This window comes from Lishizhenia sp., assembly GCF_033720595.1.
In the GTDB taxonomy this organism is placed as follows: Bacteria; Bacteroidota; Bacteroidia; order Flavobacteriales_D; family Crocinitomicaceae; genus Lishizhenia.
The window spans coordinates 1-24,943 of sequence record NZ_JAWWCF010000015.1 but is presented as its reverse complement, the minus strand read 5'-3'; the positions used below and the strand labels follow the sequence as shown (position 1 = coordinate 24,943).

Below are 24,943 nucleotides of genomic sequence, written 5' to 3'. Positions count from 1 at the left end.
TGGTCACTGTAAGAAAGAAACTCCAAAATTATCAAAGTTATACAACCAAAAGTTGAAAGACAGAAATGTAGAAGTATTTGCTGTAGGTAAAGCAACAGGAGAAGATTTTGAAAAATGGAAGGACTTTATTGAAAAGCACGATATGCATTTCATTAACGTTGGTATGTCTCAGAACCTATATGATTCTGTAACAGCTAACCCGTATAATTTCATTCCAAGATACACTACTGTTGAATCATTGAACTACCAAGATACTTACGATATCTATAGTACACCACAAGTATTTGTATTGGATAAAGACAAAAAGATTGTTGCGAAACAACTTTCTATTGCTCAATTAGAAATGTTCATAGACCAGAGTCAAAACAAGGCTGATGCTGAAAAGTTATTTGATGTTGAAGAAGAAAAGAAACGTCTAGAAGAACAGCAAAAGAAAGCTGAAGAAGCACAAAAATAGCAAGAAATAATCATTGAATTTTAAAAACGGATGCTCACTGGGTGTCCGTTTTTTTTTATGATCTATACTTCTTTAATTAAACCCTAGACACTCCTCTGCCCTAGATAGAAATGGATAGCTTTTGAGGCAGGTATTCTGGTATATTTTGGCTTATGTTTTACGACCACCGGAAGTGAAACGGAAGCTTAAATTGACCGTAATTCCTGAAGAAAAACTATGAATGGATAGCTAGATAAGGCAGCCTACTTCTTCATTTCCTTTTCGAAAAATTGCCACAATGCATCATTCGGAACGGGAGCTGTAATGTTGATTCTTTCTTTTGTAGTCGGATGATTGAAAGATAAATTTCTGGCATGTAAACTAATGCTCGCATCTTTATTTGAACGCTTAGCGCCGTACTTCAAATCTCCTTTAATAATACAACCGATATTTGACAATTGCACACGAATTTGATGATGACGTCCTGTTTTCAGCACCAATTCTACCAAATGATATTTATCTGAACTCGCTAGAAGGTTATAGTCTAACTCTGCCCTTTTAGCACCGCTAACTTCTTTGTCGTATACGTAAGATTTGTTTTGCTTTTCGTTCTTTTTTAAGAAATTGATAAGGGTACCTTCTTTTTCCTGTGGCGCTTTTTCTACAATGGCCCAGTAAATCTTCTGTACTTCTCTCCCTTTAAATTGTTGTGATAAACGAGAGAGTCCTTTTGATGTACGCGCCAAAACAAGCGCTCCCGAGGTAGGTCTATCTAAACGATGCACCAATCCGCAAAACACCTCTCCGGGTTTATTGTACTTTTCTTTTAAATAAGCTTTGGTTAAATCTATAAGAGATTTGTCTTTGGTTTTATCGCCCTGAACGAGTTGTCCACTTTGTTTGTTAATTACAATGGTGTGATTGTCTTCGTGTAAAACTTGTTGTTGAAATGTATTGGACATGAATGTAAAAATTACCAGGTACCTAAAAACAAAAAAAGGAATAATTTGTTTCGAAACTATTCCTTTTTTTGCTAAACCATGCTAAAACTATAAAACCCAATGCTTATCTATATAAGCTTTGCTGGGGCAAAAATACACAGTCTTTTTCTTTCCGCAATGACTTTTTGAAACTTTTTTCAAATTATTTTTAGATACACAAGCTAACTCATTGAAAATAAATATTTTAAACACTTTTTAAACTTTCAATTTTATTTCTTTTCTGTACCAATATTTGAATCAACCAGGTAATCAGAAACAAAATTCCCGATACACTCACGATCATTCCTGAGATAGTAACGTCTAATTCAAGCGCCAACAAGGTACCTCCGACAGCTGCCAAAATGGTATACAATACAGATATCCATAACATCTTGCTTAAATTATTGGTTATTAAATAGGCACTTGCTGGAGGAATGGTTAAAAAACCTACGACGAGCACGGCTCCTACCGCTTCAAAGGAAAGGACAGCTGTAATAGACACCAGCATGAGCAAAGCATAATTCCAGGCATTTACGTTGATGCCCAAAGCCTTGGCATAATCTTCATTGAAAGATGTGAGACGTAGGCCTTTCATACCCAATATTACAAATAAGATAATAATCACTAAAACAGGCGTCATGGTTAAAATGGAACGGGTTCCTACAAAGTACCCATCTATAAATATTTTATCGAGGTAAGAACTCGCTATTTCACCAAATAGGACACACTCCTGGTCTATATCTACATTCCCCCCTGTACTCAGGGCTATCATGATTACCCCCAAGGCAAAGAAAAAGGTAAAACTTATACCTATGGCAGCTCCTTCTTGCACGTTCGATCTACGTTGCAAGAATTGGATAAACATAGTAGTGAGTACACCAAATACAGCTGCTCCAATTAAAATGGGAAATGCTGCACGTTCTTCTGTAAAAATAAAGGCCAGTACTATACCTGGTAGTACACTGTGAGATATAGCATCCCCTATCATTACAGATTTTCTTAAGATCAAAAAGCTACCCAGCAAGGAACAAGAACTTCCTATTAATATAGCTGTTAGCATGACCAATAAATTATTCAAATCCATGTTAATAAGGTATTTTACTTTCGTGGGGGTCAGTAGTTGGGTAATCTAACTCTTTCAATAGATCTTTCTCTATTTCTGGTGTAATAATATGTTCCATACTTTCTGCCAACCCGTGAATATGGTCGTCTTTATAATTCATACGCTTGGTTAAGTATAACTCCCACAAACGGTGTAAACGCACTACGCGTTTTGCTTCATCCCAACCCGCTTCGGTTAAGGTATAGACGCTTCCATTGCGATCCACAAACCCTTGATGTTTGAGTTTACTCAAGGTACTCTCTAAAACGCGAGGAATAAAACTTCTCTTTTCTAAAATAACTTGAGTAGTTATCTGTTCTACCCCACGTTCAATTAAATTGTAGAAGGTTTTTAAAACATTTTCTTGATTGATCTTATTGGCATTGTTGCGCTTTTGTTTGAGCTTGGAGAGAATTCCATTCTTAGGTGCAATAAAGATAGATAAGAGGGCAAAAAAAGTAAGGAACACCACAAACCATGGTCCAGTGGGCATATTGACCGCCGTAAATGAAACATAGGCTCCAAATATTCCAGACAAAGCTCCAAATATCCCCGCAATCAACATCAGTCGATGTAGTTTATGAGTCCACAAACGAGCTGTTGCCGCCGGTGTAATTAAAAGGGCCGACATCAAAACAACACCTACCGCTTGAATCCCAACGGCCACAGCAATAACTGTCATGGTAGTTAACAAGAAACGATAGAATCTGACATTATAGCCCAAACTAGCGGCGTAATCTTCATTAAAAGAAATGAGTTTAAACACCTTATAATAGGTAATTACCAATACGATGAGCAACAAACTAATCACCCCAAAAACAGCTAAATCAAAACGCGTAATGTTTGCTGCCTTCCCCAATAGGAAATCATGCAAACCGGTTTGAGATGCGCTTCCAGACTTTTGGATATAAGCTAAAAAAACGGTTCCTAACCCAAAGAAGAAGGTTAAAATAAAGGCTTGCGCTGTATCGGTTTTCAATTTAGTTTTTGCTACAATGGCATCCATTAATATCAAAGCCACCCACCCCGCTAAGATGGCTCCCAGCATAAGATAAATCGGGTTTTTAGAACCTGATAAAACAAAGCCAAAACAAATTCCAGGAAAAATAGCATGCGCTACAACATCCCCTACTAAAGAACGCTTTCTCAAATAGGTGTATGTTCCAACAATAGAGGAACACACTGCTATTAATACAGTTCCCAAAACTACTGTTCGTACCGTAGGATTGGTAAAAGAGAAAAATTCGAGTAAACTATTCATCGCTTTTCAAAACCTTTTTCACGTATTGGAAATTCTTTTTCCTTGATAATGGATTGAATTTTAGAAAGCAGTGTTAACTGTCCACCATAGGCATTACTCAAGTTTTCTTGGGTCAATACTTCAGAGGTTGGACCGCATGCAATTACACGTGTGTTTAACAATACTAAATGATCAAAATAACCAGAAACCGTTTGTAAATCATGGTGAACAATAACGACGGTTTTCCCCTCATCTCTCATGGCTGTAAGCAAATCCAAAATAGCTGTTTCCGTAGTTGCATCCACTCCCACAAAAGGTTCATCCATAAAAAAGATATCAGCTCCTTGTGCTAAAGCCCGAGCGATGAACACTCGTTGTTGCTGTCCTCCAGAAAGTTGCGAAATTTGGCGGTCTTTAAAGGCCGTTAACTTCACCTTTTCGATGGCATTGGCAACAATTTCTTTATCCGTTTGCGTGAGTCTTCTAAACAAACTGTTTTTGCGGTAGCGCCCCATTTCCACTACATCTTGTACACTTGCAGGAAAGTCCCAGTCTACAGATTCTCGTTGCGGAACATACGCTACACGTTGTCTTACCTCATCCAAATCATTTTCAAACACCTTCACATAACCACTTGCAGGTTTTATCAAACCCATAATGGTTTTCAGCAAAGTTGTTTTCCCCGATCCATTCGGACCGATGATTCCTATAATTTTACCTTTAGGTAACTCAAAATCTATATCCCATAACACAGGAACTTTATCGTAAGCTACCGTTAAGTTGTGTGCTTCTAGACTAATCATGACTCAATATTCCATTTGCAATACGCTGGGCATTGGCCTTTAACATTCCGGGATAAGTTCCTTCAGGCTTCCCCGCTTCACCCATAGCATCCGAAAACAATTCTTCTCCAAACACAACGGTATACCCTTGTGCTGCACAATTTTCTTTAACAGATTTCAAAGCTTTACGCGAAACGCTACTCTCTACAAAAATGCATTTCACCTGATGCGTGATAATGTAATCTACCAAATTACTCACCTCTTTAATCCCTGCTTCACTTAAGGTTGAAATACCTTGTAAAGCTCTTACTTCAACGCCAAATCTTCTTCCGAAATAATTGAAAGCATCATGCGAAGTAATTAAAATTCTATCTTCAGCTGGAATACGTTTAATCGTAGTTTCTACAAATGTTTCAGCAGCTTTCACTTCATTTTGGTAGGCTGCAAAATTTTTCATCCACACCTCCTTGTGTTCTGGGTATATCTTCACCATACTATCTATGGTAGCCGAAAGTGCTTCTGTCCACATCTGTGGATCGAACCAAAAGTGAGGATCTACAGCATTGGCAAATTCACTTGCGTTGTGGGCTTTCTTTTCTACAAACTCCCCCAAGGCAATTACCTTCTTTGTACGCGCTAATTTTTCAAACTTATCTACAAACTTCCCCTCTAAATGAAAGCCATTGTAAATAATAACATCTGCCTCATCCAACGCTTTAAGATCACTAGGACGTGCATCGTAGAGGTGAGGATCTACCCCTGGTCCCATCAATACTTTCACTTCGGCAAAACTATCGAGCACATGTGTAAAACAATCTCCTATCATAGAGGTTGTACACACTACTTTGAGCTTACCATCTTTCTTGGATTGATCTTCTATTTTACAAGCTGTCAAAACAGAGAGAATAACTATAAATCCTATAATTCTTTTCATATTAATGTTCTAAGCGTTCCACACAAATTTTTGAAGCTGCAGTTTTTGAAAGGTTGAGTTCTCTTTCTCCTAGACGTATACGCACAGATTCATCAAAGTCGAAAAGGTCTAATACTATTAACTCTGTACCCAACTGAATTTTATTTTGATCGAGGTATTGTAAAAATGACGGATTTCCATCTGCTACACCAATAACCACGGCAACGTCTGAAATTTGCAATTCATTCAATTGAACCATTTTTGTTCTCAACTCCAGATTTCCATCTCTATCAGGAATAGGGTCACCATGTGGATCATACTTTGGAAACTCTAAAAACTCATCCAATTTCTCCGTTAACTTTACAGAACGGATGTGTTCTAATTGTTCAGCTATCACATGTACTTCATCCCATCCAAACCCTAATTTATCTACCAAAAACACTTCCCAAAGTCTGTGTTTGCGGATCACCTTTAGGGCCGATTTTTCTCCTTCGGTTGTTAAAGAGCAACCTTTGTATTTTTTATACTTCACCAGCTTTTTATCGGATAGCTTTTTTACCATATCGGTAATACTACTGGCTTTGGTTTTCATTTTCTCGGCCAACTCATTGGTCGAAACCGTCTCAACCTCCCCTTGTGTGGTGTTGTAAATGGCCTTTAAATAATTCTCTTCACTATGTGATAAACCTTCCATTTAAGAAATTTATTTTACACAAATATAAGCTTATATTTAGACAAGGCTAAAAATAAAGATGGAATTCTGCGTAATGTCTTCTATAGGAGAAAAATCTGGCTTTTTACGACATAAAAAAAGGGTCAAACTTTACAGCTCAACCCTTCTCTATTAACCCTTATCCATACCTAGTGTGGTAATTTGTTTCTCAACGCTCCATATAAAAAGGTTCCGAACACCGCACTAATAATTACAATACCTATGGATGCAACACCTTGCCCTAGTAAGACAAACATTGGTCCTGGACATGCACCTGTCATAGCCCAGCCTAAACCAAACAATGTTCCTCCAATTAAATATCTTGGTATACTTTTATTCTTATCAGAAAAACTGATTTGATCTCCTTTAACCGTCTTTCCTTCTTTCTTTTTAATCAATTGCACAGCAATCATTCCTAAAATAACTGCTGAACCTATTACTCCATACATGTGGAAAGATTCGAAACGGAACATTTCGTAAATACGGTACCACGAAACGATCTCCGCCTTACTCATTACTATTCCAAATATTACTCCTACTGCTAAATAAGCTATTCTCTTCATCTTAAAAATTAAAATTCATTATTAAATTTAAATGGTGATAATTTGTTCTGTTCACCACATTTGCATAATCAGGAATATTACCTCCTGTATGCTTCATCACGTATAAAAAACGTACATCCAAGCCCTCCAAAGCGTGATGGAAATGACGCGTAATGTCAATATTTACCTGATCGTTTGATAACTCCATGTATCGGTTGTGATCGTAATCGTTTTTACTCTCCAAGTGGACGTAAGACATTTTCATATCCCAATTACACAATTCCTTTTTCAAGGTCAACCCAACTGCTGAGGCATCAGACAATCCTTCTAACCAATTCCTAGTTATACTTGTATAAAAAGGATCTACTCCCAATTCTCTCGGAAAGATATACTGTCCGCCTTTTGGAATGTAACTGGCCATGAGGTCTAACTCAAATTCTTTAAACTCCCTACCTACCAAGGCCGAGAACACATGTGTTAGCTCACCACTTTTAAAATACTCTTCATTATAAGTATTCTCTCTTGTTTGTGTACTAAACTGGTTTACATATAAGAATTTTGCTTTATAGTCTTTGGCAAAAGCCTGACTCACCTCTACTTGCGCAGTATTCATCAAATTATCAAAATAGTAATCCCAAAACTTTAGCTGTGTACCCTTATCAAACTTACCTTCGTAGCCAGCAATGGTTAAAAACTTGGTATCTAAATGCCCGTGATAGTGCATTTTATTTCCATGTTCATCAAATCCATTATTATAGATTCCTATAGCTTCGTGTAAATTAAACCACTCTACCGTAGATCTTGGAGTAGCTTTGGAAATATGATAGATGTGAAAAGTATTCTTTTTCTTCACTTTAAAAGAAGAAGACACCCCCGAAAACATTTTCGGTTTCATTCTTCCATCGTGCTTATTAACAATGGGAGATTTCACCTCCATTTTCCCAAACCTCAAGTTCCAAAACTTGTAGTGATAATTAAAATACAACTCCTCTAACCTATCCAACTCATTATAATTTGTCGGATTTTCTAAATCGTATAACTGACGTTCAAATCTGGCACCTGCAAGATCATTAGAAAACACACGGTGAATAAACATCCCTTTTAGTCCCATAGAGAAACCATAAAACTCAGCTGTTTCGTAATGCAAAGAAGCTCCAATTGCTTGTGTAAAGAAATCTCCTGCTATTCCTGCATTTACTGTCATCATGCTATAATCTCTGATCTGACCTTTTAAATGCCCATGGTGGAAAGCTTCTAATATATTGTGTTCTACTTTGGTGGTATCATGTTCGGAAGCCCAAACACTTGCACTCAAAGTACAAACTATTATAAAAACTAATCCTCTCATTACTTACAGTATAAAAGGTAAAATCAAGTGCGTCATGATTAATCCTCCTATAAAGAATCCAACCACTGCAATTAAAGAAGGAAGCTGTAAATTACTCAATCCGGAAATGGCGTGACCCGAAGTACATCCTCCAGCGTAGCGCGTTCCAAAACCAATCAACAAACCTCCTATGATTAAGAAAATCCATCCTTCTACACTACTCAAGGCCTCAGCTCCAAAAATCTCTTTCGGTAAAAAAGTACCTCCTGGATTCTCTACACCTAATTCTTGTAATGCACTTTGTGTTGACTCACTAATGGCAACACTTTCTTGTGGCGTTAAATAGTTTACTGCAATGAAACCTCCAATGGCTCCCCCTACAATAAACAACAAGTTCCAACTTTGCTTTTTCCAATCGAAATTGAAAAAGTCTACCCAACGACCTGCTCCTGCAATAGAACACATAGATCTTAGATTGGCAGACACTCCAAACGACTTTCCTGCATAAATTAATAACAACATAACCCCAGTAATCATGGGTCCGGCCACATACCACGGCCAAGGCTCATAAATCCAACTCATAACAACATTTTTTTTTGATGATGCAAAAATACCGAGGTCAAATTCTTCTATCAGTAACCAAAGTCACACCCAATGATAAAAGTTGGTTTTTTCAGTGATTATTGTCAACTAAATTGCAAGACACAAAAAAAGGATGCCCTAAGACATCCTTCACTAAACACACGTTAAAATAATCAATCTTTTTTCAACCATAAGATCCCAGAAAGCAGTAATAACAACCAGGGTGTTCCATGCATAAATGCGTCAAACCAATCCTGAGGCCCCATACCTACTGCGCCACCGGCTATCCATTTCAACTTTCCCCAAAGGTGGGGTTCTGGAGAAAAGGGTGCCAAGCCCAAAGTTAGCGAAGCCATTAACCACAACTTCCAGTTTTCTTTGATCTTTTTTAGATATTGATTCATACCTAAGGCATTACTGTTTCGTATGGCCAAGCCATCATTCCACCCGCCATATTAATAGCATTCAATCCTTTCGTTTCCATCAACATACATGCTTGTCCAGAACGGTTACCAGATCTACAGTACACGTAGTAATTCTTACTTTTATCTAAACTATCTAAGCCTTGTATAAATGCTGCAGAATCCATGATATTCATTTGAATAGCACCTTCAACAATTCCCTCCATACATTCTCCTGGAGATCTAACATCTATAATCACAGCTTGCTCATCTTTAGCAGCTGCTTCTTTCCATTCGTTTACACTTAAATTTTTCATTCTTTATTTCTTTTTTTTGGAAAATCCACCTTCCCAAGAAACTTGGATCGCTGGCGGGTCTTCCGCTATAGTTTTTAATCTCTTGCTTGTTAAACATCGGCAGTAAAAGAGCTTCTTTCGTCGCCCTATTCCTACCGTGTTTCAACTAAGCAATATTCTTAAAAAGCTGCCACTTCACCCCCTATTTTGAAACTTATCTCGATATATTTTAACCACTTTAATATAAATCGGGGGTAAAGTCAACATGCTTCAATTTTTATAATGTTGATGGACAAACGTAATCAGAAACGTCTACTCCTGCATCTTTAATCGCTGCAAAACCTCCTTGAACATCAACTATATTATGAATCCCTCTAGCTTTCAAGATAGAAGCCGCAATCATAGAACGGTATCCTCCAGCACAGTGAATGTAATGTGTACCTTCTCCGTACTCTGCCAAGTAATCATTTAAATTATCCAATGGCGTATTCTCCGCGTCTAAAACGTGCTCCGATAAATACTCAGAATTCTTTCTCACGTCTTTCACCTTCACATCTCCTTGTTTAAGGATCTCATCAAAAGTTTGAGCGCTAATCCCTTCCACACTATCTGTTGCAAAACCTGCCGCAGACCATGCTTCAACACCACCGTCAACAAAACCTAGAATGTTATCAAATCCTACACGAGATAACCTTGTAATAGTTTCTTCTAGTCTTTCTGGATCTACAACCAACACGATAGGCTGTTTCACATCTTTGATTAAAGCTCCAACCCATGGTGCAAATCCACCATCAATTCCTATAAAGATAGATTTTGGGATGTGTGCTTTACCAAATTCGTTCTGATGTCTAACATCCAACACTAAAGCTCCTGTTGTTTCAACGATATCTTCTAAGTCCTCAACCTTAATAGCAGTTTTACCTCTATTAATAACCTCTTCAACATCTTGGTATCCCTCTTTATTCATTTGAACGTTCAATGGGAAATATGCAGGAGGAGTTGCCAATCCATCTGTAACTTCTTTGATGAATTCCTCTTTGGTCATATCTGCTCTTAACGCGTAATTCGTTTCTTTTTGCTCACCAATTGAACCCACCGTTTCTTTACTCATGTTCTTACCACAAGCTGATCCAGCTCCGTGACCTGGGTACACGATTACATCGTCTGCCAACGTCATGATTTTAGTACGTAAGCTGTCGAATAAAGTACCTGCTAATTCTTCTTGCGTCATAGAAGCTGCTTTCTGCGCCAAATCTGGTCTACCCACATCTCCTAAGAACAATGTATCTCCACTAAACAAAGCGTGGTCTTTTCCATTTTCGTCTATCAATAAGTAACTTACCGACTCCATCGTGTGACCTGGTGTGTGCAACACTTTAATTTTCACATCACCCAATTCAAAGATTTGCTCATCTTCAGCTATGATACAATCGAATTTTGGATTTGCATTTGGTCCGTAGATAATAGGTGCTCCCGTTTTTTCTGATAAAGTAACGTGACCACTTACGAAATCTGCGTGAAAATGCGTTTCAAAAATATACTTGATTTTAGCGTCATTTTTAGCTGCCTCATCGATGTAGTCTTGCACCTCTCTTAAAGGGTCAATAATTGCTACTTCTCCTTTGCTTTCAATGTAGTATGCACCTTGTGCTAAACACCCTGTATAAATCTGCTTAATTTCCATTTTTTTATTTTTTAAAATTTATTTTTTATTTCTTTTTTCTTACAACAAAGATACGATATAGGCCTCTCTGCTACAGCCACTTTTGTTACACAGCAAACACTGTTTCTTTCAAGATAATATAGATTCCCATTACCAATACAAACCATCCGAAAGCCTTCTTCAATTTAGCGCCATCTATGAACTTATTCAAATAAATTCCTAGAAAAATTCCGACTACCGCTAAGGCTGAAAATGAACCAAGGAAGGTCCAATCGATTTCCTGATTCCCCAAATCTCCCAAGAATCCAATGAGAGATTTTACGGCGATAATCATCAGCGAAGTAGCCACTGCTTTTTTCATGGGTAATTTTGCCAGCAACACTAAGGCTGGAATAATTAAGAAACCTCCTCCAGCTCCTACAATTCCAGTTACAACTCCCACAACTGATCCTTCTAACAATATCATAGGGTAGTTATACTTCACTTCTGTTTCTTCAGCACTTTCCTTTCTTCCTTTAATCATAGCAATAGCCGCAGCCAACATGATAATGGCAAAGAATACCATTATAGCTATGTTCTTTGTAATCTCAAACCCTCCTACCGTAAACAAATGTTCTGGAATTGCCGGTATTAAAAATTTTCTTGTTAAGAATACCGCTAGCAATGCTGGGATAGCGAATACTATTCCTGTTCTAAAGTCTACCATTCCTTTTTGAGCATTTCTAACAGCTCCCACCAAGGCAGATAGACCAACAATAAATAAAGAATAAGCCGTAGCTCTTACCGGATCTTCCTCTAAGACATACACCAAAATAGGCACTGTCAAGATGGATCCTCCACCACCGATTAATCCTAATACTAATCCTATTAACAAGGCTCCAACAAAGCCGAAAATTTCCATTAACTCCATGTGTAAAATTTTATTTGAGCACAAAGGTAGAGCCACAATCTTCCTTCTACAGTTACTATTGTTACACAAGTTAATGCAAAAAAAAAGCACCGCTACGGGTGCTTTATTCTTTTAATCTAATCTACTGATTTACTGCGCTATTGAATAAGTCTTTAATTTGCGAATGTGGTAAGTACATGAATTTTCTAGTTCAACAATATATCCATACTCCATCCAAACCTTGCCAACTCCTTTGGTATAATAGGTATTTAAAGCTAGCTCTTGATTACTGCAACCATTAAAGGAACTTCCATCCAAATAAGTGTATTTAGCTTCCACATGTACCGTTTCAAAGGCTCCTGCTTGCGTACTCAAATCTTGGTCTACACTCACCACTCTCACCTCCTCATTTATCAAACCAGAAACCTCTTGAGCACTGTAAACCTCACCTCTTTTCTCTAACGAAAAATTCACCTTACCGTGCTGATCAATTACATAGCCGTTTGAATCCCTTAAATACAAATGAAAATAAGGGTTAAAACTTTGATAGAACACAGCGTACTCTTTCCCCTCTATCATCTCAGTACCCAAACATTTAATGGTGTCTGTTTTGTTTTCAGAAGTTTCAATACCATTCCCGTCTACGGTATAATTATCATATACCCAGTAAGAACCTTCGGTAGTTATTAAATAGTCTTTGGTTGAATTTTCTTTATTTTCATCGACCATCTCCTTCACTTCCTTTTTACAAGAAAACAATACGAGAGATGTTAGGATTAAGGCACTAAGTAATTTCATACTTGTTAAGACAGTTTGAAGCGTAATTTGTTACACCTAAAACTCCAAAACTTTAATTTTATTTCTCAAGAGCTCTATTTTACCTTCCTTTTCGAGCTTTTTCAAGATTCTAGAAATAACCACGCGAGAACTATTAAGGTCATAAGCGATTTCCTGATGAGTAACATTCAGTTCTGTGTCTTTATTGATCATTACCTTATCTCGCAAGTATTTCTCTACACGCTCTGGCATATTTAAGAAAGCCAAACTATCTATAGCCTCCAACATTTCAGTTAAACGAGAATTGTAACTTTCAAACACAAAGTTTCTCCAAGATTTATAAGTTACCACCCATTCGTTCATTTTTTCAACAGGAATCATGATCAACTCCACTTCAGTTTCTGCTGTAGCTCTGATTTCACTTTTCTTTTGTCCCAAACAACATGTCATGGTCATGGCACAAGTATCCCCTTTTTCAATAAAATACAGCAAAAGCTCATCGCCATTGTCGTCTTGACGTGAGATTTTAATTGCCCCCTTTAATAAAAGCGGCATGAACTTGATATGATCACCGAAATCTATAAGCCTTTCGCCTTGCTGAACGTGCTTCACAGCTCCTAAAGCCTTGATTTCATTGATTAATTCTTCTTCGAATAAATAACCGTAGTTTAACTCTAATAAATCTTCCATGTAAACAATTTGAAGGGCGAAAATAAAATTCTAACCCTAAGCCTAATGTAACAATTGTTACGCAAAGAAGGAAAGAATATTCTAGTTCAATTTACCCGCAATGAAACCTGTTGTCCAAGCTGCCTGAAAATTAAACCCTCCTGTGATTCCATCTATATCCAGCACTTCACCTGCAAAATATAAATTAGGATATTTCTTGGTTGCCATGGTTTTGAAATTCACTTCAGAAAGTGATACACCTCCACAGGTAACAAACTCCTCTTTAAAGGTAGTTTTTCCGCTCACCTCGTATCTATCCTGGGTAAGTACCGTAAAGAGTCGGTTTACAGACTTCTTAGATAAGTCAACCCATTTCGTTTCCTCTGAAAAACCAATTTTTTCACATAAGAAATTCCAAATTCTATTGGTAATAGGGAAAGGATTGAATTTATTAAGTCGTTTGTTTCCTGCTTCCTGTATGGCTTTTTTAATCTGACCTCTAACTTCTTCTTCACTCGGGTTATTGAGCCAGTTTACAAGTATGGCAAATTGGTAGTTTTTATCCGCTAAAATCCTCGCTCCCCATGCCGAAAGTTTAAGAACCGCCGGTCCACTCTTCCCCCAATGGGTCACCAATAATGGTCCATCGCCTACCAACTTTGTCCCTTCTACTTTTACGATTGTTTCTTCCACAACACATCCCATCAATTCTCGAATCGGGTTATTGGGCATATTAAACGTAAACAATGAAGGAACGGGTGTTTCTATTTGTAAACCGAGGTCTTGCAACCATTTTAAACCACTCATTTTTGGAGAACCTCCAGTGGTAATAATTACTTTATCAAAACTTACCTCTTCTTCGTCTAAAGACAATACAAAAGTACCCTCCTCTTGCGGCGTAATTTTACGAACACTGCATGATGTTTTTAAAACGACGCCCAACTGTAGGGCTTCATTCATAAAAGTATCTATGATAGTTTGCGAAGAATCTGATTTTGGAAATATACAGTTATCTGGTAAGGTGTAAGTTTCCACACCTCTTGCTCCAAACCAATCCAAGGTATCTTGAACGGCGAATTGCGAAAAGGCTTTTTTTAGTTGATTTTTACCGCGCGGATAATGCTCGGCTAATTTTTTATTATCAAAACAATGGTGGGTTACGTTACAACGTCCCCCACCAGATATCTTAACTTTTGCTAAAAATTTCTTAGATTTTTCAAAGAGTACTACCTCCGCTTCTGGATGGTGCTTTTTCGCACTCAATGCTGAGAAAAAACCAGCGGCTCCACCACCTATTACGGCTACTTTCATTTTACTCTCCAAAGAAAGAATCTACAAAGGCTTGTTTGTTGAAGACTTGTAAATCGTCTATCCCCTCACCTACACCAATGTATTTTACAGGAATTTGCATTTGATCTGAAATTCCGATTACCACACCACCTTTTGCTGTACCATCTAATTTGGTAACGGCCAAGGCATTGATATCCGTTGCTAAAGCAAATTGCTTCGCTTGTTCGTAGGCATTCTGACCTGTTGAACCATCTAAAACCAACAATATTTCGTGCGGAGCTCCAGGAATTACCTTGTCCATCACGCGTTTGATTTTAGATAACTCATTCATCAAGTTCACTTTATTATGCAAACGACCTGCTGTATCAATTATCGCTACATCAGCACCTTGTGCTTTTGCAGATTGTAAGGTATCAAAAGCTACAGATGCTGGATCTGCGTTCATTCCTTGTTGTACAATAGGCACACCTACTCTTTCCGACCAAATGATCAATTGATCAACGGCCGCGGCTCTAAATGTATCTGCCGCACCTAAAACAACCTTTTTACCTTGGTTTTTAAATTGGTTCGCCAACTTTCCAATGGTAGTCGTTTTTCCAACACCATTTACACCCACCACCATAATTACGTGAGGGGCATTATCTGGATGTTGAGGAAACTCAAAGTTATCTGTTACTCCTGTTGTATTTTCTTTCAACAAAGAAGCAATTTCTGCCTTTAAGATACCATTTAGCTCATCTGTACTTACATATTTATCCTTCGCGACACGCTCTTCTATACGCTCAATAATCTTAAGCGTAGTATTCACTCCCACATCAGATGAAATTAGAACCTCTTCTAAATCATCCAATACATCTGCATCAACTTTAGATTTACCAACTACAGTACGCGTTAGTTTAGAAAGAAAGGAAGTTTTACTTTTTTCGAGACCTTCGTCTAACTTTTTCTTTTTCTCTTTCGAGAATAATCCGAATAGTGCCATAGGTATAAAATTACAAAAAGCTTTCCATCACAATGATGAAAAGCTTATACTATTTTCGAGCTTGTCTAAACATTAGTTCTTAGCGAACCAATCTTTAATTCTATCGTTGTGTACAACTTCCTCTTTAAATGTGTAAGAACCTTTTTCAGTCTTCACCATTTTAATCACTTTAGTGTGCTCTTTACCACCACCAGTTTGAAGAGATGCTACTGTTTTCTTTGCCATGGTTCAATTATTTAATTTCTTTATGAATTGTGTACTTCTTCAAGATAGGGTTAAATTTCTTTATCTCTAATCTCTCCGGAGTATTTTTTCTATTCTTAGTTGAGATGTAACGTGAAGTTCCTGGCATTCCAGAATCTTTATGCTCTGTACACTCAAGAATCACTTGAACTCTATTTCCTTTTTTTGCCATCTTTATAATCTTTATAGCCGTTTCTCAACGGGAATGGTTCTACTTTAAAAATCCTTTTTCTCTTGCTTCTTTGATACAAGCAGAAATTCCTTTCTTATTAATATTTCTTAATGCAGAAGTACTAATACGAAGTGTAATGTATTTATCTTCATCCTGAAGATAAAATTTCTTCGTTATTAAATTCGGGTAAAATTTACGTTTTGTTCTACGTTTAGAGTGAGATACATTATTACCCACCATTACTTTTTTTCCCGTTAACTGACAAACTCGTGACATAACTATCGTTGTTTTTCTAATTCTAAAAGCGGGTGCAAAGAAAGTGATAATTTCCTAAACATCACAATTCCTCCACCATTTTTTTTCTTGTGGCGCAAAGATAATACATCTTTTTTAGATAAAAACCTTTTTGCCCGAAATAATTGTCCTTTTTACTTAACAATTCATCGTTGATTTCCACAAAAGTAATCTTATCCTTCTTATTCGGGGTGTTCTGCTAAGACTTTTACACGTAAAGTATTTAGAGCATGTTGCACAGTAATCTGAATATTGCGGCTACGGTTACTTCCCAAGTGTAAACATCTTGTTTGAGTTCCATAAGCACTAGCAATAGCCATCCAAACTGTACCTACGGGCTTCTCCTCGCTTCCACCGTCAGGCCCAGCAATACCAGAAATAGCTATGGCGTAATCCGTTTCCAAAACCTTTCTTCCCCCTTCTGCCATTTCAATAACCGTTTGTTCGCTTACGGCACCATGTTCGGCTAAGGTTTCTTTTTGAACACCCACCATTTTTTGTTTTAAAGCATCCGTGTAGGTAACCAAACTTCCTAAATAATAGGCAGAAGATCCTGCAATGGAAACAAACTTAGCGCTCAAAGCTCCCCCTGTACAACTTTCAACAGCTCCTACTGTTAATCCTTTATTTTGTAATAAATTCCCAACAGCCTCTTCTAATAAAATGTCATCTCTTCCAAATACATGAACGGGTAAACGCTCCTCTATCTCCTTAAATAATTCCTCAATACGTGGTGCATCCTCTACCCCTTTTGGAGAAGTTAACCTCAATTTTACCGTACTCAAACTCGGTAGATATGCCAACCCAAATCCTTCCGCTCTTACTTTATCCTCCCAATCTTCTATTTGTTCTGCTAAGAAAGACTCTCCAATTCCCTGCGTCATTAAAGTTCTATGATAAATGGCAGAAATATTTAACTTCTCTCGCAAACGAGGCATCACTTCCTCTGTCATCAACCCTTTCATTTCATAAGGAACTCCGGGCATAGAGACCAGTATACTATTGTATTTTTCAAACCACATTCCTGAGGCCGTTCCGTGCTTATTGGGCAAAACTGTACATGCTTCTGGCATAGCCGCTTGTTGCACGTTAACGTCTAACATAGGGCGGTTACGTTTCGCAAAAAAGGCTTCTATCCCTTCCAATACCTCCTGGTTAATCTTTAAAGAAGTTTCAAAATATTCACACAACGTATGTTTCGTGATATCATCCTTGGTAGGTCCAAGTCCCCCCGTCATCAAAACCAATTCACTGCGCTGCATGGCAGCATCAACAGCAGCAATAATTTCATCTTTTGTATCAGAGATAGAAGTACTTCTAAAAATTGAAATACCGTTAGTACTCAATAACTGCCCCATCCAGGCTGAATTTGTATCCACGGTTTGACCAATTAATATTTCATCTCCTATCGTAATTATTTCTGCTCGCATCTATGGTATCTTTTTTGAATTGACCCTAAAAATATTTCGTATGTTTGACAAAAACCTATTTATATGAAAAAAAATATTGCAAAAGTTGCCTTATTATCATTAACGCTAGGATTAAGTAGCTGTGATGTTCTAGAACAGGCAGCTCAAACTGCACTGGAAGTTTCTGAAAATGGAGCAACAACTAAACTCACAAATGCAGAAGTTATTTCTGGATTAAAAGAAGCTTTGACCGTAGGAATTTCAAATTCCGTAAACCTTACTTCAGTTACAGATGGTTTTTTAGGAAATGCTGAAATTAAATTGCCATGGCCAGAGAGTGCTTTAGCAATGAAAGAAAAAGCTATTGATTTAGGATTAGATGCACAAGTAAACAAGATTGTTGAAACACTTAACCGTGCAGCAGAAGATGCAAGTGCGGAAGCAAAGCCAATTTTCATCAATGCTATTAAAAACATGAGCATAGAAGATGGTTTTGCAATTTTAAAAGGAGGTGAAGGTGCTGCAACCAACTTCTTAAGAAAAAACACTACAGACCAGTTGGTAGAAGCTTTCTCTCCGAAGGTACAGAACTCAATAGAAGAAGTTCAATTAACCCAGTACTGGGAACCTGTTGCAACGAAGTACAATCAAATCATGAAATTTACGGGAGGCGAGCAAATTACAACAGATTTAAATGCTTACGTTACCGAAAAGGCCATAGATGGTTTATTCATTATGGTTGAAAAAGAAGAGAATAACATTAGACAAGACCCTGCAGCACGTGTTACGGATATTTTGAAAAAAGTATTTGGTAGTCCAGAAGCTCAGAACTAAGAAAAAGCTGATATATAAAAAGACCGACTTTACTCAAGTCGGTCTTTTTTATGGTGAAAATTTTGTTTTACTCTCCCAAATTAGGGTTCATCACTTTGGTTTGATGACGTATTGATTCTTGGTGAAGAGCATCCATAAACTCTCGCACAAAGGCTTCACTTAAATTAAGATCTGTTGCCTTGTGCAAACGAGAAGCGATCATCTTTTTCCAATGCTCTTGTTGTAAGATCGTAATATCGTTATCCCTTTTAAATACGCCGATTTCTTCAGAAATGAGCATACGAGCCGTAAGCAGTTCAAATATTTTATCATCCAAACCACTTATTTTATCACGCATTAAAAGCATTTTGTTTTGTGCATCTTCTGAAATCAATTCTCTTCTTAGGGTTAATTGACTCAACATTTCTCGCAAAGCGATTGGCGTAACTTGTTGTCTAGCATCCGACCAAGCTTTTTCTGGGTTGGGATGTGTTTCTATAATTAATCCCTCAAAGTTCAAGTCCATTGCCTTTTGTGCGATAGGCAACAAATTTTCTCTTTTGCCAGATATATGACTCGGATCACATATTATAGGTATATCCGGTCTTTCTTCTTTCAATGCAATGGGAATCTCCCAATTGGGTTGATTTCTATAACGCGGATTGTTGTATACAGAAAAACCTCTATGAATACCTGCCAAATCCGTTAGTCCTGCTTTCTCCAGGCGTTCAAAAGCACCTATCCATAAATTCAAATCAGGATTAATTGGGTTTTTAACCATAACTGGAATACCTGAACCTTTAAGAGCATCAGCGATTTCTTGCACAGCAAAAGGGTTTACAGTAGTTCTTGCTCCTATCCAAGCAATATCTACCCCTGCTTCTAATATTTTCTCTACGTGCTTGGCATTGGCCATCTCTGTTGTAGACAACAAACCATTTCTTTTTGCAGCTTCTACTAACCAAGGTAAACCTATTTGTCCTACTCCTTCGAAACTATCCGGACGGGTTCGTGGTTTCCATATACCTGCTCTCAATACTTGTGCATGGGTATTTTCTGCAATATCTCTGGCAACATTTTGCATTTGCTCAGCAGACTCTGCGCTACACGGCCCTGCAATTAAAAAGGGTCGGTCTGACCTTTGAATTTTGTGGATTAATTTTTCTTCCATAGAACAGCTCCAAATTTAGAAAAAAGGCTGATGTTAACTTACTTCAACCTTCAATTTAAAAGCTTTAGGTTGTATTTAAGACAAGCTTTCTTCTCTCTTTCTTTGGAAGATATTTCAAAACTGTGGTAATCTAACCTAATATCTATGTTCAGGTAAAAAAAAGCGTTTATCTTTGCAAAAAAATAATGGAATGCAGATCATAAACGGAAAAGAAACAGCGTTAGAAATCAGAAAAGAATTGGCCGAAGCAGTTGCATCTCGCAAGGCAGCTGGCAAGAAAATCCCTCACTTAGCAGCAGTTTTAGTTGGGAACGATGGTGGGTCTATGACTTACGTTGGTGCTAAAGTTAAAGCATGTGAAGAAATTGGTTTTGAAAGCACGTTGATTCGTTTTGAAGATAGCATTACTGAAGAAGAGTTGTTGAACAAGGTAAACGAGTTAAATTTAGACAACGAAATTGACGGTTTTATCGTTCAATTGCCTTTACCAGCACACATCGACGAAAAGAAAATTACTTTGGCGATAGATCCAAAGAAAGACGTTGATGGTTTCCACCCAGAGAATTTAGGGAACATGGTATTGGATTTACCAGGATTCTTACCAGCTACTCCAGCAGGAATCATTGAATTATTGAGAAGATACAACATTGAAACTTCTGGTAAAAACTGTGTGGTTGTAGGTAGAAGTCACATCGTTGGTATGCCGGTAAGTATCATGTTAGGGAGAAATACAAACCCAGGAAACTGTACAGTTACCTTAGCACACTCTAGAACACAAAACTTAGAGGAGTTATGTGCAAGTGCCGACATCTTGATTGCTGCTATTGGAAAACCATTATTCATTAAAGAGAACATGGTTAAAGAAGGAGCTGTAGTTATCGTCGTAGGTACAACGCGTGTTCCTGATGCTTCTAAAAAATCTGGATTTAGATTAAGAGGTGATGTAGATTACGATAATGTAGCTGAAAAATGTTCTTTCATTACTCCAGTACCAGGTGGTGTTGGGCCAATGACTATTGCTTCATTAATGATGAATACATTGAGAGCAATGGAATTGAACGGGAAGTAAAACGAATTCTATTATATATGAAAAGGACCATCTTCGGATGGTCTTTTTTTATTTCTTGTACCTACAAAAAAAGGCTACCCTAAGAGGCAGCCTTTCCTTAAAAAATTCATTGCTTATTATTCAACTTCTTTCAACAAAGCATCCACTACAGGTACATTTCTTTCATAACCGTAGTAAGTACCTTCACCGTTATCTTCCTGAACCTTCATGATCATCTTTTTCGCATTTTCCTTATCGCCATTTGCTGCGTAAGCACGTGCTAAAGTAAAGTTTACGTAACCTCTGTAGTAACCCAATTTTGCTTTTGCTTCATCACTTAATGCTTCCATCAAATTAGCACTCGTAATTGCATATTCTAAAGCTTCAGCTAATTTGTATTCTTGGTTCAATAAAAATTCTGCAGATTGAGCATATGCAGCCCACTTATCCGCTTCTGGAGTTGCATTCATGATGTCTGCAAATTTAGCGTCAAATTGCTCTGTTAATTTCACAGACATATCAAGGTTCACTTGCGTTTTTCCCCAAACAATTTGTAATCGACCTTTTCCATCTACCAATTCGTGGAAACGAATATCCAAGGCTTCTACCTCTTCTTTAACAGACTCTGCCTTTACAGTTGTTTCTAAAACATTCAATTCTTTATCGTAACCGTATGCACCCCATTGTTCAGCATTTTTGTTTAAAATCAATTTCCAATCACCTGATTCTTCTGGGATTAAAAACAAAGCATATTTTCCTGCACTTATTTTTTGTTCTCCTACGTAAAAGCTTGTATTCATTTCAAGACTAGTAGCTTTATTAGCTCCTACACGCCAAATTTTACCATAAGGAACTAATTCTCCGAATAACTTTCTCCCCTTTTTCTTTGGAGAACCGTAGTCTACCTCAATTTTTCCTAAACCAAAAGTAGAACTTTCCGTTTTTCTTGCTGATGGTTTTACACTTAATCCTTCTTGGAACTGTGCAAATGTTAATGAGCTAATAAGCACCATGCTCAATACTAATAATTTCTTCATTTCTTAGATTTTAGAGTTTCAATTGCGGTCAGTTACAATATTTGAAATATTTTAGCTTCCGCAACGTTTACGCATTAAAAATAATCTTTTGAGACATTACATATATATCATTCTTGCATTTCTTTTTACGAATGTTGTTTTGCTTACAAGTTGTAAGAAAAAAGACATTTTAAGTACGGATGGAATAAGTTTTACTACAGATACATTGCTTTTCGACACCATTTTTACAACGGTGGGGTCTACCACTCTAAACTTCAGGATACACAATACCTCAAATCGCCCAGTGAAGGTGGATGAAATAGCCTTAATGGGAGAGGCAAATTCTAACTTTAGAATTAACGTTGATGGTATTAGTGGAGATGTACACACAGATATTACTATTCCTGCCAAAGACAGTATTTACACCTTTGTAGAAGTGACGCTGGACCCTAACAACGGTACAACACCTTTAATTATTGAAGACTCAATACGGTTCTCTGTAAACGGGAATTACAGCTATGTTCTTTTGGCTGCTTGGGGACAAGATGCTTATTTCTACAATAGAGACACTATTTCGGGTGTTTTACCCAACGACAAACCACATGTTGTATACTCCTCGGTACGTGTGGTCGATGGACAAGATTTAACCATCCCAGCTGGAACGGATTTCTACATGCATAAAAACGCCATTTTTTACGTGAGTGAAAGTGCATTAAACATCAATGGAACAGTGGATGATCCCGTAACTTTTCAAGGAGATAGATTAGAGGATTTTTACGATGACGTTGCTGGACAATACTATGGTATTTATTTTGACCACGCCAAAACCTCCACAATCAACCACGCTATCATCAAAAATGGTACGTCAGGTATACACATCTTTGAAACGCACCCATCTAATACAGATTACACTGTTAAATTGTACAATACAGAACTATACAATCATGCAAGTTATGGACTTTTTAATTTTCTAAACGGAACTGTTTACGGTGAAAATGTATCTATTCACAGCAACGGTACATATGCCTATTTTTCTCTTGTAGGTGGAGATTATTATTTTAAACAAAGTAATTTCTTATCCTACGGCGGAAATGCCAGTGTAGCTTTTGCCTTAAGAAATCATTACACGGATGTTGATGCTCAGACTACTTATTACAATGGTGTTAACGAAGGGAAATTTTACAATTGTATTTTAGATGCCACAGGCGACAACTCCTTTGGGTTTGATACAATTAACGACGATAACAATTCAATTAATTTCAATTTTGAATTTGACTATTGTGCCCTAAAAGCGAAAGATGAAATTACAGATGACTCGCGTATTAGTAACATCCTTTGGAATAGGTTTTTAGGTTTTGAGAACCAAAGTGAAAAAGATTTTCATTTAACGGCAGGTAGTCCACTTATTGATGCAGGAAGTACAGATTTCACCCACAGTAACGGAATAGACATCGAAGAAAACCCAAGAACGGGAGTTCCTGACATTGGCGCCTACGAATTCCAATAAAGTAGCATGAAAACGATTACAACGCATTTGCGAAAATTTGACGGAAAACTATGGAGTTTTGTTCTTCCTTTTGCAAAAGAAAATGTGGAGGAATTTCTTACAGATGACCGAAGAGTTTTACTTTATTTTAATGAGATGGACTACATTCATTGTGCGCTTATGCCGGATGGTGTGGGAGATTTTTTCATCAACATCAACAAAGACACTCGCAAGCAATTTAATTTAGAAGAAGACCAAGCCCTTGAGGTAAGCTTAACAAAAGACACTTCTAAATACGGAATGCCCGTTCCTCAAGAATTGGAAGAACTATGGGAAAACGACGCAGTTTTCTATGATTATTTTCATGCGCTTACCCCTGGAAAACAAAGGAACTTGCTACACTTAGTAAATAAAATAAAAAGTAAAACTAAGCGTCAGGAAAAAGCTGTAGTGATTTATCAATATTTGATAGAAGCAAAAGGTAAGCTTGACTTTAAAGAATTGAATGTGGCCTTCAAAAAAGGCATATTATAACACCTTGCATTCTAACCTTCATCTACCCCCAATAAATTCATGACTAGTTTGATTCGTCCTAGGTTGTTTCTCGGCTGCTAAGTACTTATTTTCGTAAAAAAGTTAAACATGACTATAGCCGATTATATAGGGGAGCAAAATGTACAAGACAAAAAGATTTGTGAGAAACTTGCAGCGTTAATCAACAATCATTTACCCGCCACAGAAAGTAAAATCTGGCATGCTCATCCAGTATGGTTTATAGATGAAAACCCTATAGTAGGTATTAGTAAATTAAAGATGGGAATTCGTCTCTTATTTTGGAGCGGACAAAGTTTTGAAAATACTCCCCTCATAGCACAAGGAAAATTTAAAGCTGCAGAACTTACCTTCACGCATGTTCAACAAATTGACGAAGCGATTATCATTGATTGTTTACAACAAGCCAAGGATATACAATGGGATTATAAAAACATTGTAAAGCGAAAGGGTGAACTTCTTCGTTTAAAATAAAAGCAAATACATACAATTGACCTAAGCTGCTGAAAAAAACATGTAATATTACTCCACCACGGATAGCAATGGCAGCTCCCCAATAGCTAGTTTTTTTTTAGTAAGCAAAGCTCTACCCTTACAACCAGCGGAAGTGATTGTAGGGCAAATTGCGACTTAAACTAGCTTTTGGGGACTAAAATGGATAGCCGGACCCCAAGATCACTTGGGGAGGTGGCCAAATTATACCTTTAGAAAATATTAGTCCACGGATAGCGTTATGTACTTGTAACTTTGGAAAGGATAAACGTTATTCAACAGAACCACAAATACTACTTATGAAAACTTTTACTTTACTCCTTCTCTCCTTCTTGTGTTTGAACCTTTCTGCGCAGGATACCATACGCATTACCAAAAGTGACAGTATGCACATTGGTACCGACAACTTCTATTTAAAAGCACTGCAGGAGCATATAAAACTTCATAGCAATTTATACAAAGAGAAAGAAGTTGTTTATGTAAAAAAAGAGGGATTAATAGCTTACTCACTTCCGGACAGTGTTCTGGGAAAGAAAATCATTTTACTTTCAAAAAATGATATTAATAAAACATTGAAAAAATTAAAACAATTCAATTTCATCAACTTTGAAGGGGTGCATATAGGTCATCAAGAAAGCTACTTACACATAAGTGTAACACAGTG

The 24,943-nt window shown here is 37.3% G+C and carries 29 protein-coding genes and 1 pseudogene; 7 read left to right on the top strand and 23 right to left on the bottom strand.

Features of this window, described 5'->3' with window-relative positions:
- Window positions 1-457: pseudogene (locus R3333_RS02195) on the top strand (redoxin domain-containing protein); the annotation flags it as partial.
- A 242-nt stretch (window positions 458-699) separates the two neighbouring features.
- Here the strand turns inward: R3333_RS02195 and R3333_RS02190 are convergent.
- The 21 genes from R3333_RS02190 to R3333_RS02090 all read right to left on the bottom strand — a co-directional run bounded on the left by R3333_RS02190 (window position 700) and on the right by R3333_RS02090 (window position 17,722).
- Window positions 700-1,398: an RluA family pseudouridine synthase gene (locus tag R3333_RS02190; RefSeq protein ID WP_318956937.1), complete on the bottom strand. Its 699-nt coding sequence runs from the start codon at window positions 1,396-1,398 to the stop codon at window positions 700-702.
- A 223-nt stretch (window positions 1,399-1,621) separates the two neighbouring features.
- On the bottom strand, window positions 1,622-2,500 hold the full coding sequence (locus tag R3333_RS02185) for a metal ABC transporter permease (protein ID WP_318956936.1): 879 nt from the start codon (window positions 2,498-2,500) through the stop codon (window positions 1,622-1,624).
- A 1-nt stretch (window position 2,501) separates the two neighbouring features.
- Window positions 2,502-3,779, bottom strand: coding sequence for an iron chelate uptake ABC transporter family permease subunit (locus tag R3333_RS02180; RefSeq protein ID WP_318956935.1), 1,278 nt, complete (start codon window positions 3,777-3,779; stop codon window positions 2,502-2,504).
- Window positions 3,776-4,561 (bottom strand): metal ABC transporter ATP-binding protein, encoded by a 786-nt coding sequence (locus R3333_RS02175; RefSeq protein WP_318956934.1) that lies wholly within the window; start codon window positions 4,559-4,561, stop codon window positions 3,776-3,778. Before R3333_RS02175 ends, R3333_RS02180 begins: the two co-directional genes overlap by 4 nt.
- A complete protein-coding gene (locus R3333_RS02170; RefSeq protein WP_318956933.1) occupies window positions 4,554-5,474 on the bottom strand; it encodes a metal ABC transporter solute-binding protein, Zn/Mn family in 921 nt (306 codons plus the stop codon). Before R3333_RS02170 ends, R3333_RS02175 begins: the two co-directional genes overlap by 8 nt.
- Window position 5,475: 1 nt before the next feature.
- Window positions 5,476-6,147 (bottom strand): metal-dependent transcriptional regulator, encoded by a 672-nt coding sequence (locus R3333_RS02165; RefSeq protein ID WP_318956932.1) that lies wholly within the window; start codon window positions 6,145-6,147, stop codon window positions 5,476-5,478.
- Window positions 6,148-6,314: 167 nt separating this feature from the next.
- The gene (locus R3333_RS02160) at window positions 6,315-6,728 is read right to left on the bottom strand and encodes a YeeE/YedE family protein (protein WP_318956931.1); all 414 of its coding nucleotides are present in this window, start codon (window positions 6,726-6,728) and stop codon (window positions 6,315-6,317) included.
- 1 nt (window position 6,729) lies between these two features.
- Window positions 6,730-8,055: a hypothetical protein gene (locus R3333_RS02155; protein ID WP_318956930.1), complete on the bottom strand. Its 1,326-nt coding sequence runs from the start codon at window positions 8,053-8,055 to the stop codon at window positions 6,730-6,732.
- Between the two features lie 3 nt (window positions 8,056-8,058).
- Window positions 8,059-8,616 (bottom strand): YeeE/YedE family protein, encoded by a 558-nt coding sequence (locus R3333_RS02150; protein ID WP_318956929.1) that lies wholly within the window; start codon window positions 8,614-8,616, stop codon window positions 8,059-8,061.
- Between the two features lie 173 nt (window positions 8,617-8,789).
- Entirely contained in the window at window positions 8,790-9,020 is a 231-nt protein-coding gene (locus R3333_RS02145) for a hypothetical protein (protein WP_318956928.1), read from the bottom strand.
- A 2-nt stretch (window positions 9,021-9,022) separates the two neighbouring features.
- Window positions 9,023-9,334 (bottom strand): rhodanese-like domain-containing protein, encoded by a 312-nt coding sequence (locus tag R3333_RS02140; RefSeq protein WP_318956927.1) that lies wholly within the window; start codon window positions 9,332-9,334, stop codon window positions 9,023-9,025.
- Between the two features lie 256 nt (window positions 9,335-9,590).
- On the bottom strand, window positions 9,591-10,997 hold the full coding sequence (locus R3333_RS02135; RefSeq protein ID WP_318956926.1) for an MBL fold metallo-hydrolase: 1,407 nt from the start codon (window positions 10,995-10,997) through the stop codon (window positions 9,591-9,593).
- A gap of 85 nt (window positions 10,998-11,082) precedes the next feature.
- Window positions 11,083-11,886: a sulfite exporter TauE/SafE family protein gene (locus tag R3333_RS02130; protein ID WP_318956925.1), complete on the bottom strand. Its 804-nt coding sequence runs from the start codon at window positions 11,884-11,886 to the stop codon at window positions 11,083-11,085.
- A gap of 129 nt (window positions 11,887-12,015) precedes the next feature.
- The gene (locus R3333_RS02125) at window positions 12,016-12,663 is read right to left on the bottom strand and encodes a hypothetical protein (RefSeq protein ID WP_318956924.1); all 648 of its coding nucleotides are present in this window, start codon (window positions 12,661-12,663) and stop codon (window positions 12,016-12,018) included.
- Window positions 12,664-12,699: 36 nt separating this feature from the next.
- Window positions 12,700-13,332, bottom strand: a complete 633-nt coding sequence (locus R3333_RS02120) for a Crp/Fnr family transcriptional regulator (RefSeq protein WP_318956923.1) — start codon at window positions 13,330-13,332, stop codon at window positions 12,700-12,702.
- Between the two features lie 81 nt (window positions 13,333-13,413).
- Window positions 13,414-14,622: an NAD(P)/FAD-dependent oxidoreductase gene (locus tag R3333_RS02115; protein ID WP_318956922.1), complete on the bottom strand. Its 1,209-nt coding sequence runs from the start codon at window positions 14,620-14,622 to the stop codon at window positions 13,414-13,416.
- A 1-nt stretch (window position 14,623) separates the two neighbouring features.
- Complete coding sequence (gene ftsY, locus R3333_RS02110; protein WP_318956921.1) at window positions 14,624-15,583, bottom strand: signal recognition particle-docking protein FtsY; 960 nt, start codon at window positions 15,581-15,583, stop codon at window positions 14,624-14,626.
- A gap of 72 nt (window positions 15,584-15,655) precedes the next feature.
- Window positions 15,656-15,808 carry a DUF4295 domain-containing protein gene (locus R3333_RS02105; RefSeq protein WP_318956920.1) on the bottom strand — a complete coding sequence of 51 codons (153 nt, stop codon included), beginning with the start codon at window positions 15,806-15,808 and terminating at the stop codon, window positions 15,656-15,658.
- Window positions 15,809-15,815: 7 nt separating this feature from the next.
- Complete coding sequence (gene rpmG / locus R3333_RS02100) at window positions 15,816-15,998, bottom strand: 50S ribosomal protein L33 (RefSeq protein ID WP_090247273.1); 183 nt, start codon at window positions 15,996-15,998, stop codon at window positions 15,816-15,818.
- Between the two features lie 39 nt (window positions 15,999-16,037).
- On the bottom strand, window positions 16,038-16,274 hold the full coding sequence (gene rpmB / locus R3333_RS02095) for a 50S ribosomal protein L28 (RefSeq protein WP_090247276.1): 237 nt from the start codon (window positions 16,272-16,274) through the stop codon (window positions 16,038-16,040).
- 200 nt (window positions 16,275-16,474) lie between these two features.
- Window positions 16,475-17,722, bottom strand: a complete 1,248-nt coding sequence (locus R3333_RS02090; protein ID WP_318956919.1) for a competence/damage-inducible protein A — start codon at window positions 17,720-17,722, stop codon at window positions 16,475-16,477.
- 63 nt (window positions 17,723-17,785) lie between these two features.
- On the opposite strand from R3333_RS02090, the gene R3333_RS02085 reads away from it, so the two are divergent.
- Window positions 17,786-18,535, top strand: a complete 750-nt coding sequence (locus R3333_RS02085) for a DUF4197 domain-containing protein (protein ID WP_318956918.1) — start codon at window positions 17,786-17,788, stop codon at window positions 18,533-18,535.
- A gap of 67 nt (window positions 18,536-18,602) precedes the next feature.
- On the opposite strand, the gene R3333_RS02080 is transcribed toward R3333_RS02085, so the two are convergent.
- The gene (locus R3333_RS02080) at window positions 18,603-19,685 is read right to left on the bottom strand and encodes a chorismate mutase (RefSeq protein ID WP_318956917.1); all 1,083 of its coding nucleotides are present in this window, start codon (window positions 19,683-19,685) and stop codon (window positions 18,603-18,605) included.
- A 190-nt stretch (window positions 19,686-19,875) separates the two neighbouring features.
- Between R3333_RS02080 and R3333_RS02075 the strand changes: the two genes are divergently transcribed.
- Window positions 19,876-20,754 carry a bifunctional 5,10-methylenetetrahydrofolate dehydrogenase/5,10-methenyltetrahydrofolate cyclohydrolase gene (locus R3333_RS02075; RefSeq protein WP_318956916.1) on the top strand — a complete coding sequence of 293 codons (879 nt, stop codon included), beginning with the start codon at window positions 19,876-19,878 and terminating at the stop codon, window positions 20,752-20,754.
- 116 nt (window positions 20,755-20,870) lie between these two features.
- On the opposite strand, the gene R3333_RS02070 is transcribed toward R3333_RS02075, so the two are convergent.
- Window positions 20,871-21,770 (bottom strand): DUF2911 domain-containing protein, encoded by a 900-nt coding sequence (locus R3333_RS02070; protein ID WP_318956915.1) that lies wholly within the window; start codon window positions 21,768-21,770, stop codon window positions 20,871-20,873.
- 88 nt (window positions 21,771-21,858) lie between these two features.
- On the opposite strand from R3333_RS02070, the gene R3333_RS02065 reads away from it, so the two are divergent.
- The 4 genes from R3333_RS02065 to R3333_RS02050 form a co-directional block, all read left to right on the top strand.
- Window positions 21,859-23,256 carry a choice-of-anchor Q domain-containing protein gene (locus R3333_RS02065; RefSeq protein WP_318956914.1) on the top strand — a complete coding sequence of 466 codons (1,398 nt, stop codon included), beginning with the start codon at window positions 21,859-21,861 and terminating at the stop codon, window positions 23,254-23,256.
- Between the two features lie 6 nt (window positions 23,257-23,262).
- Window positions 23,263-23,769, top strand: a complete 507-nt coding sequence (locus R3333_RS02060) for a YdeI/OmpD-associated family protein (protein WP_318956913.1) — start codon at window positions 23,263-23,265, stop codon at window positions 23,767-23,769.
- Between the two features lie 108 nt (window positions 23,770-23,877).
- Window positions 23,878-24,261, top strand: coding sequence for a DUF1801 domain-containing protein (locus tag R3333_RS02055; protein ID WP_318956912.1), 384 nt, complete (start codon window positions 23,878-23,880; stop codon window positions 24,259-24,261).
- A gap of 317 nt (window positions 24,262-24,578) precedes the next feature.
- On the top strand, window positions 24,579-24,943 hold a 365-nt coding region (locus R3333_RS02050; RefSeq protein WP_318956911.1), incomplete at its 3' end, for a hypothetical protein.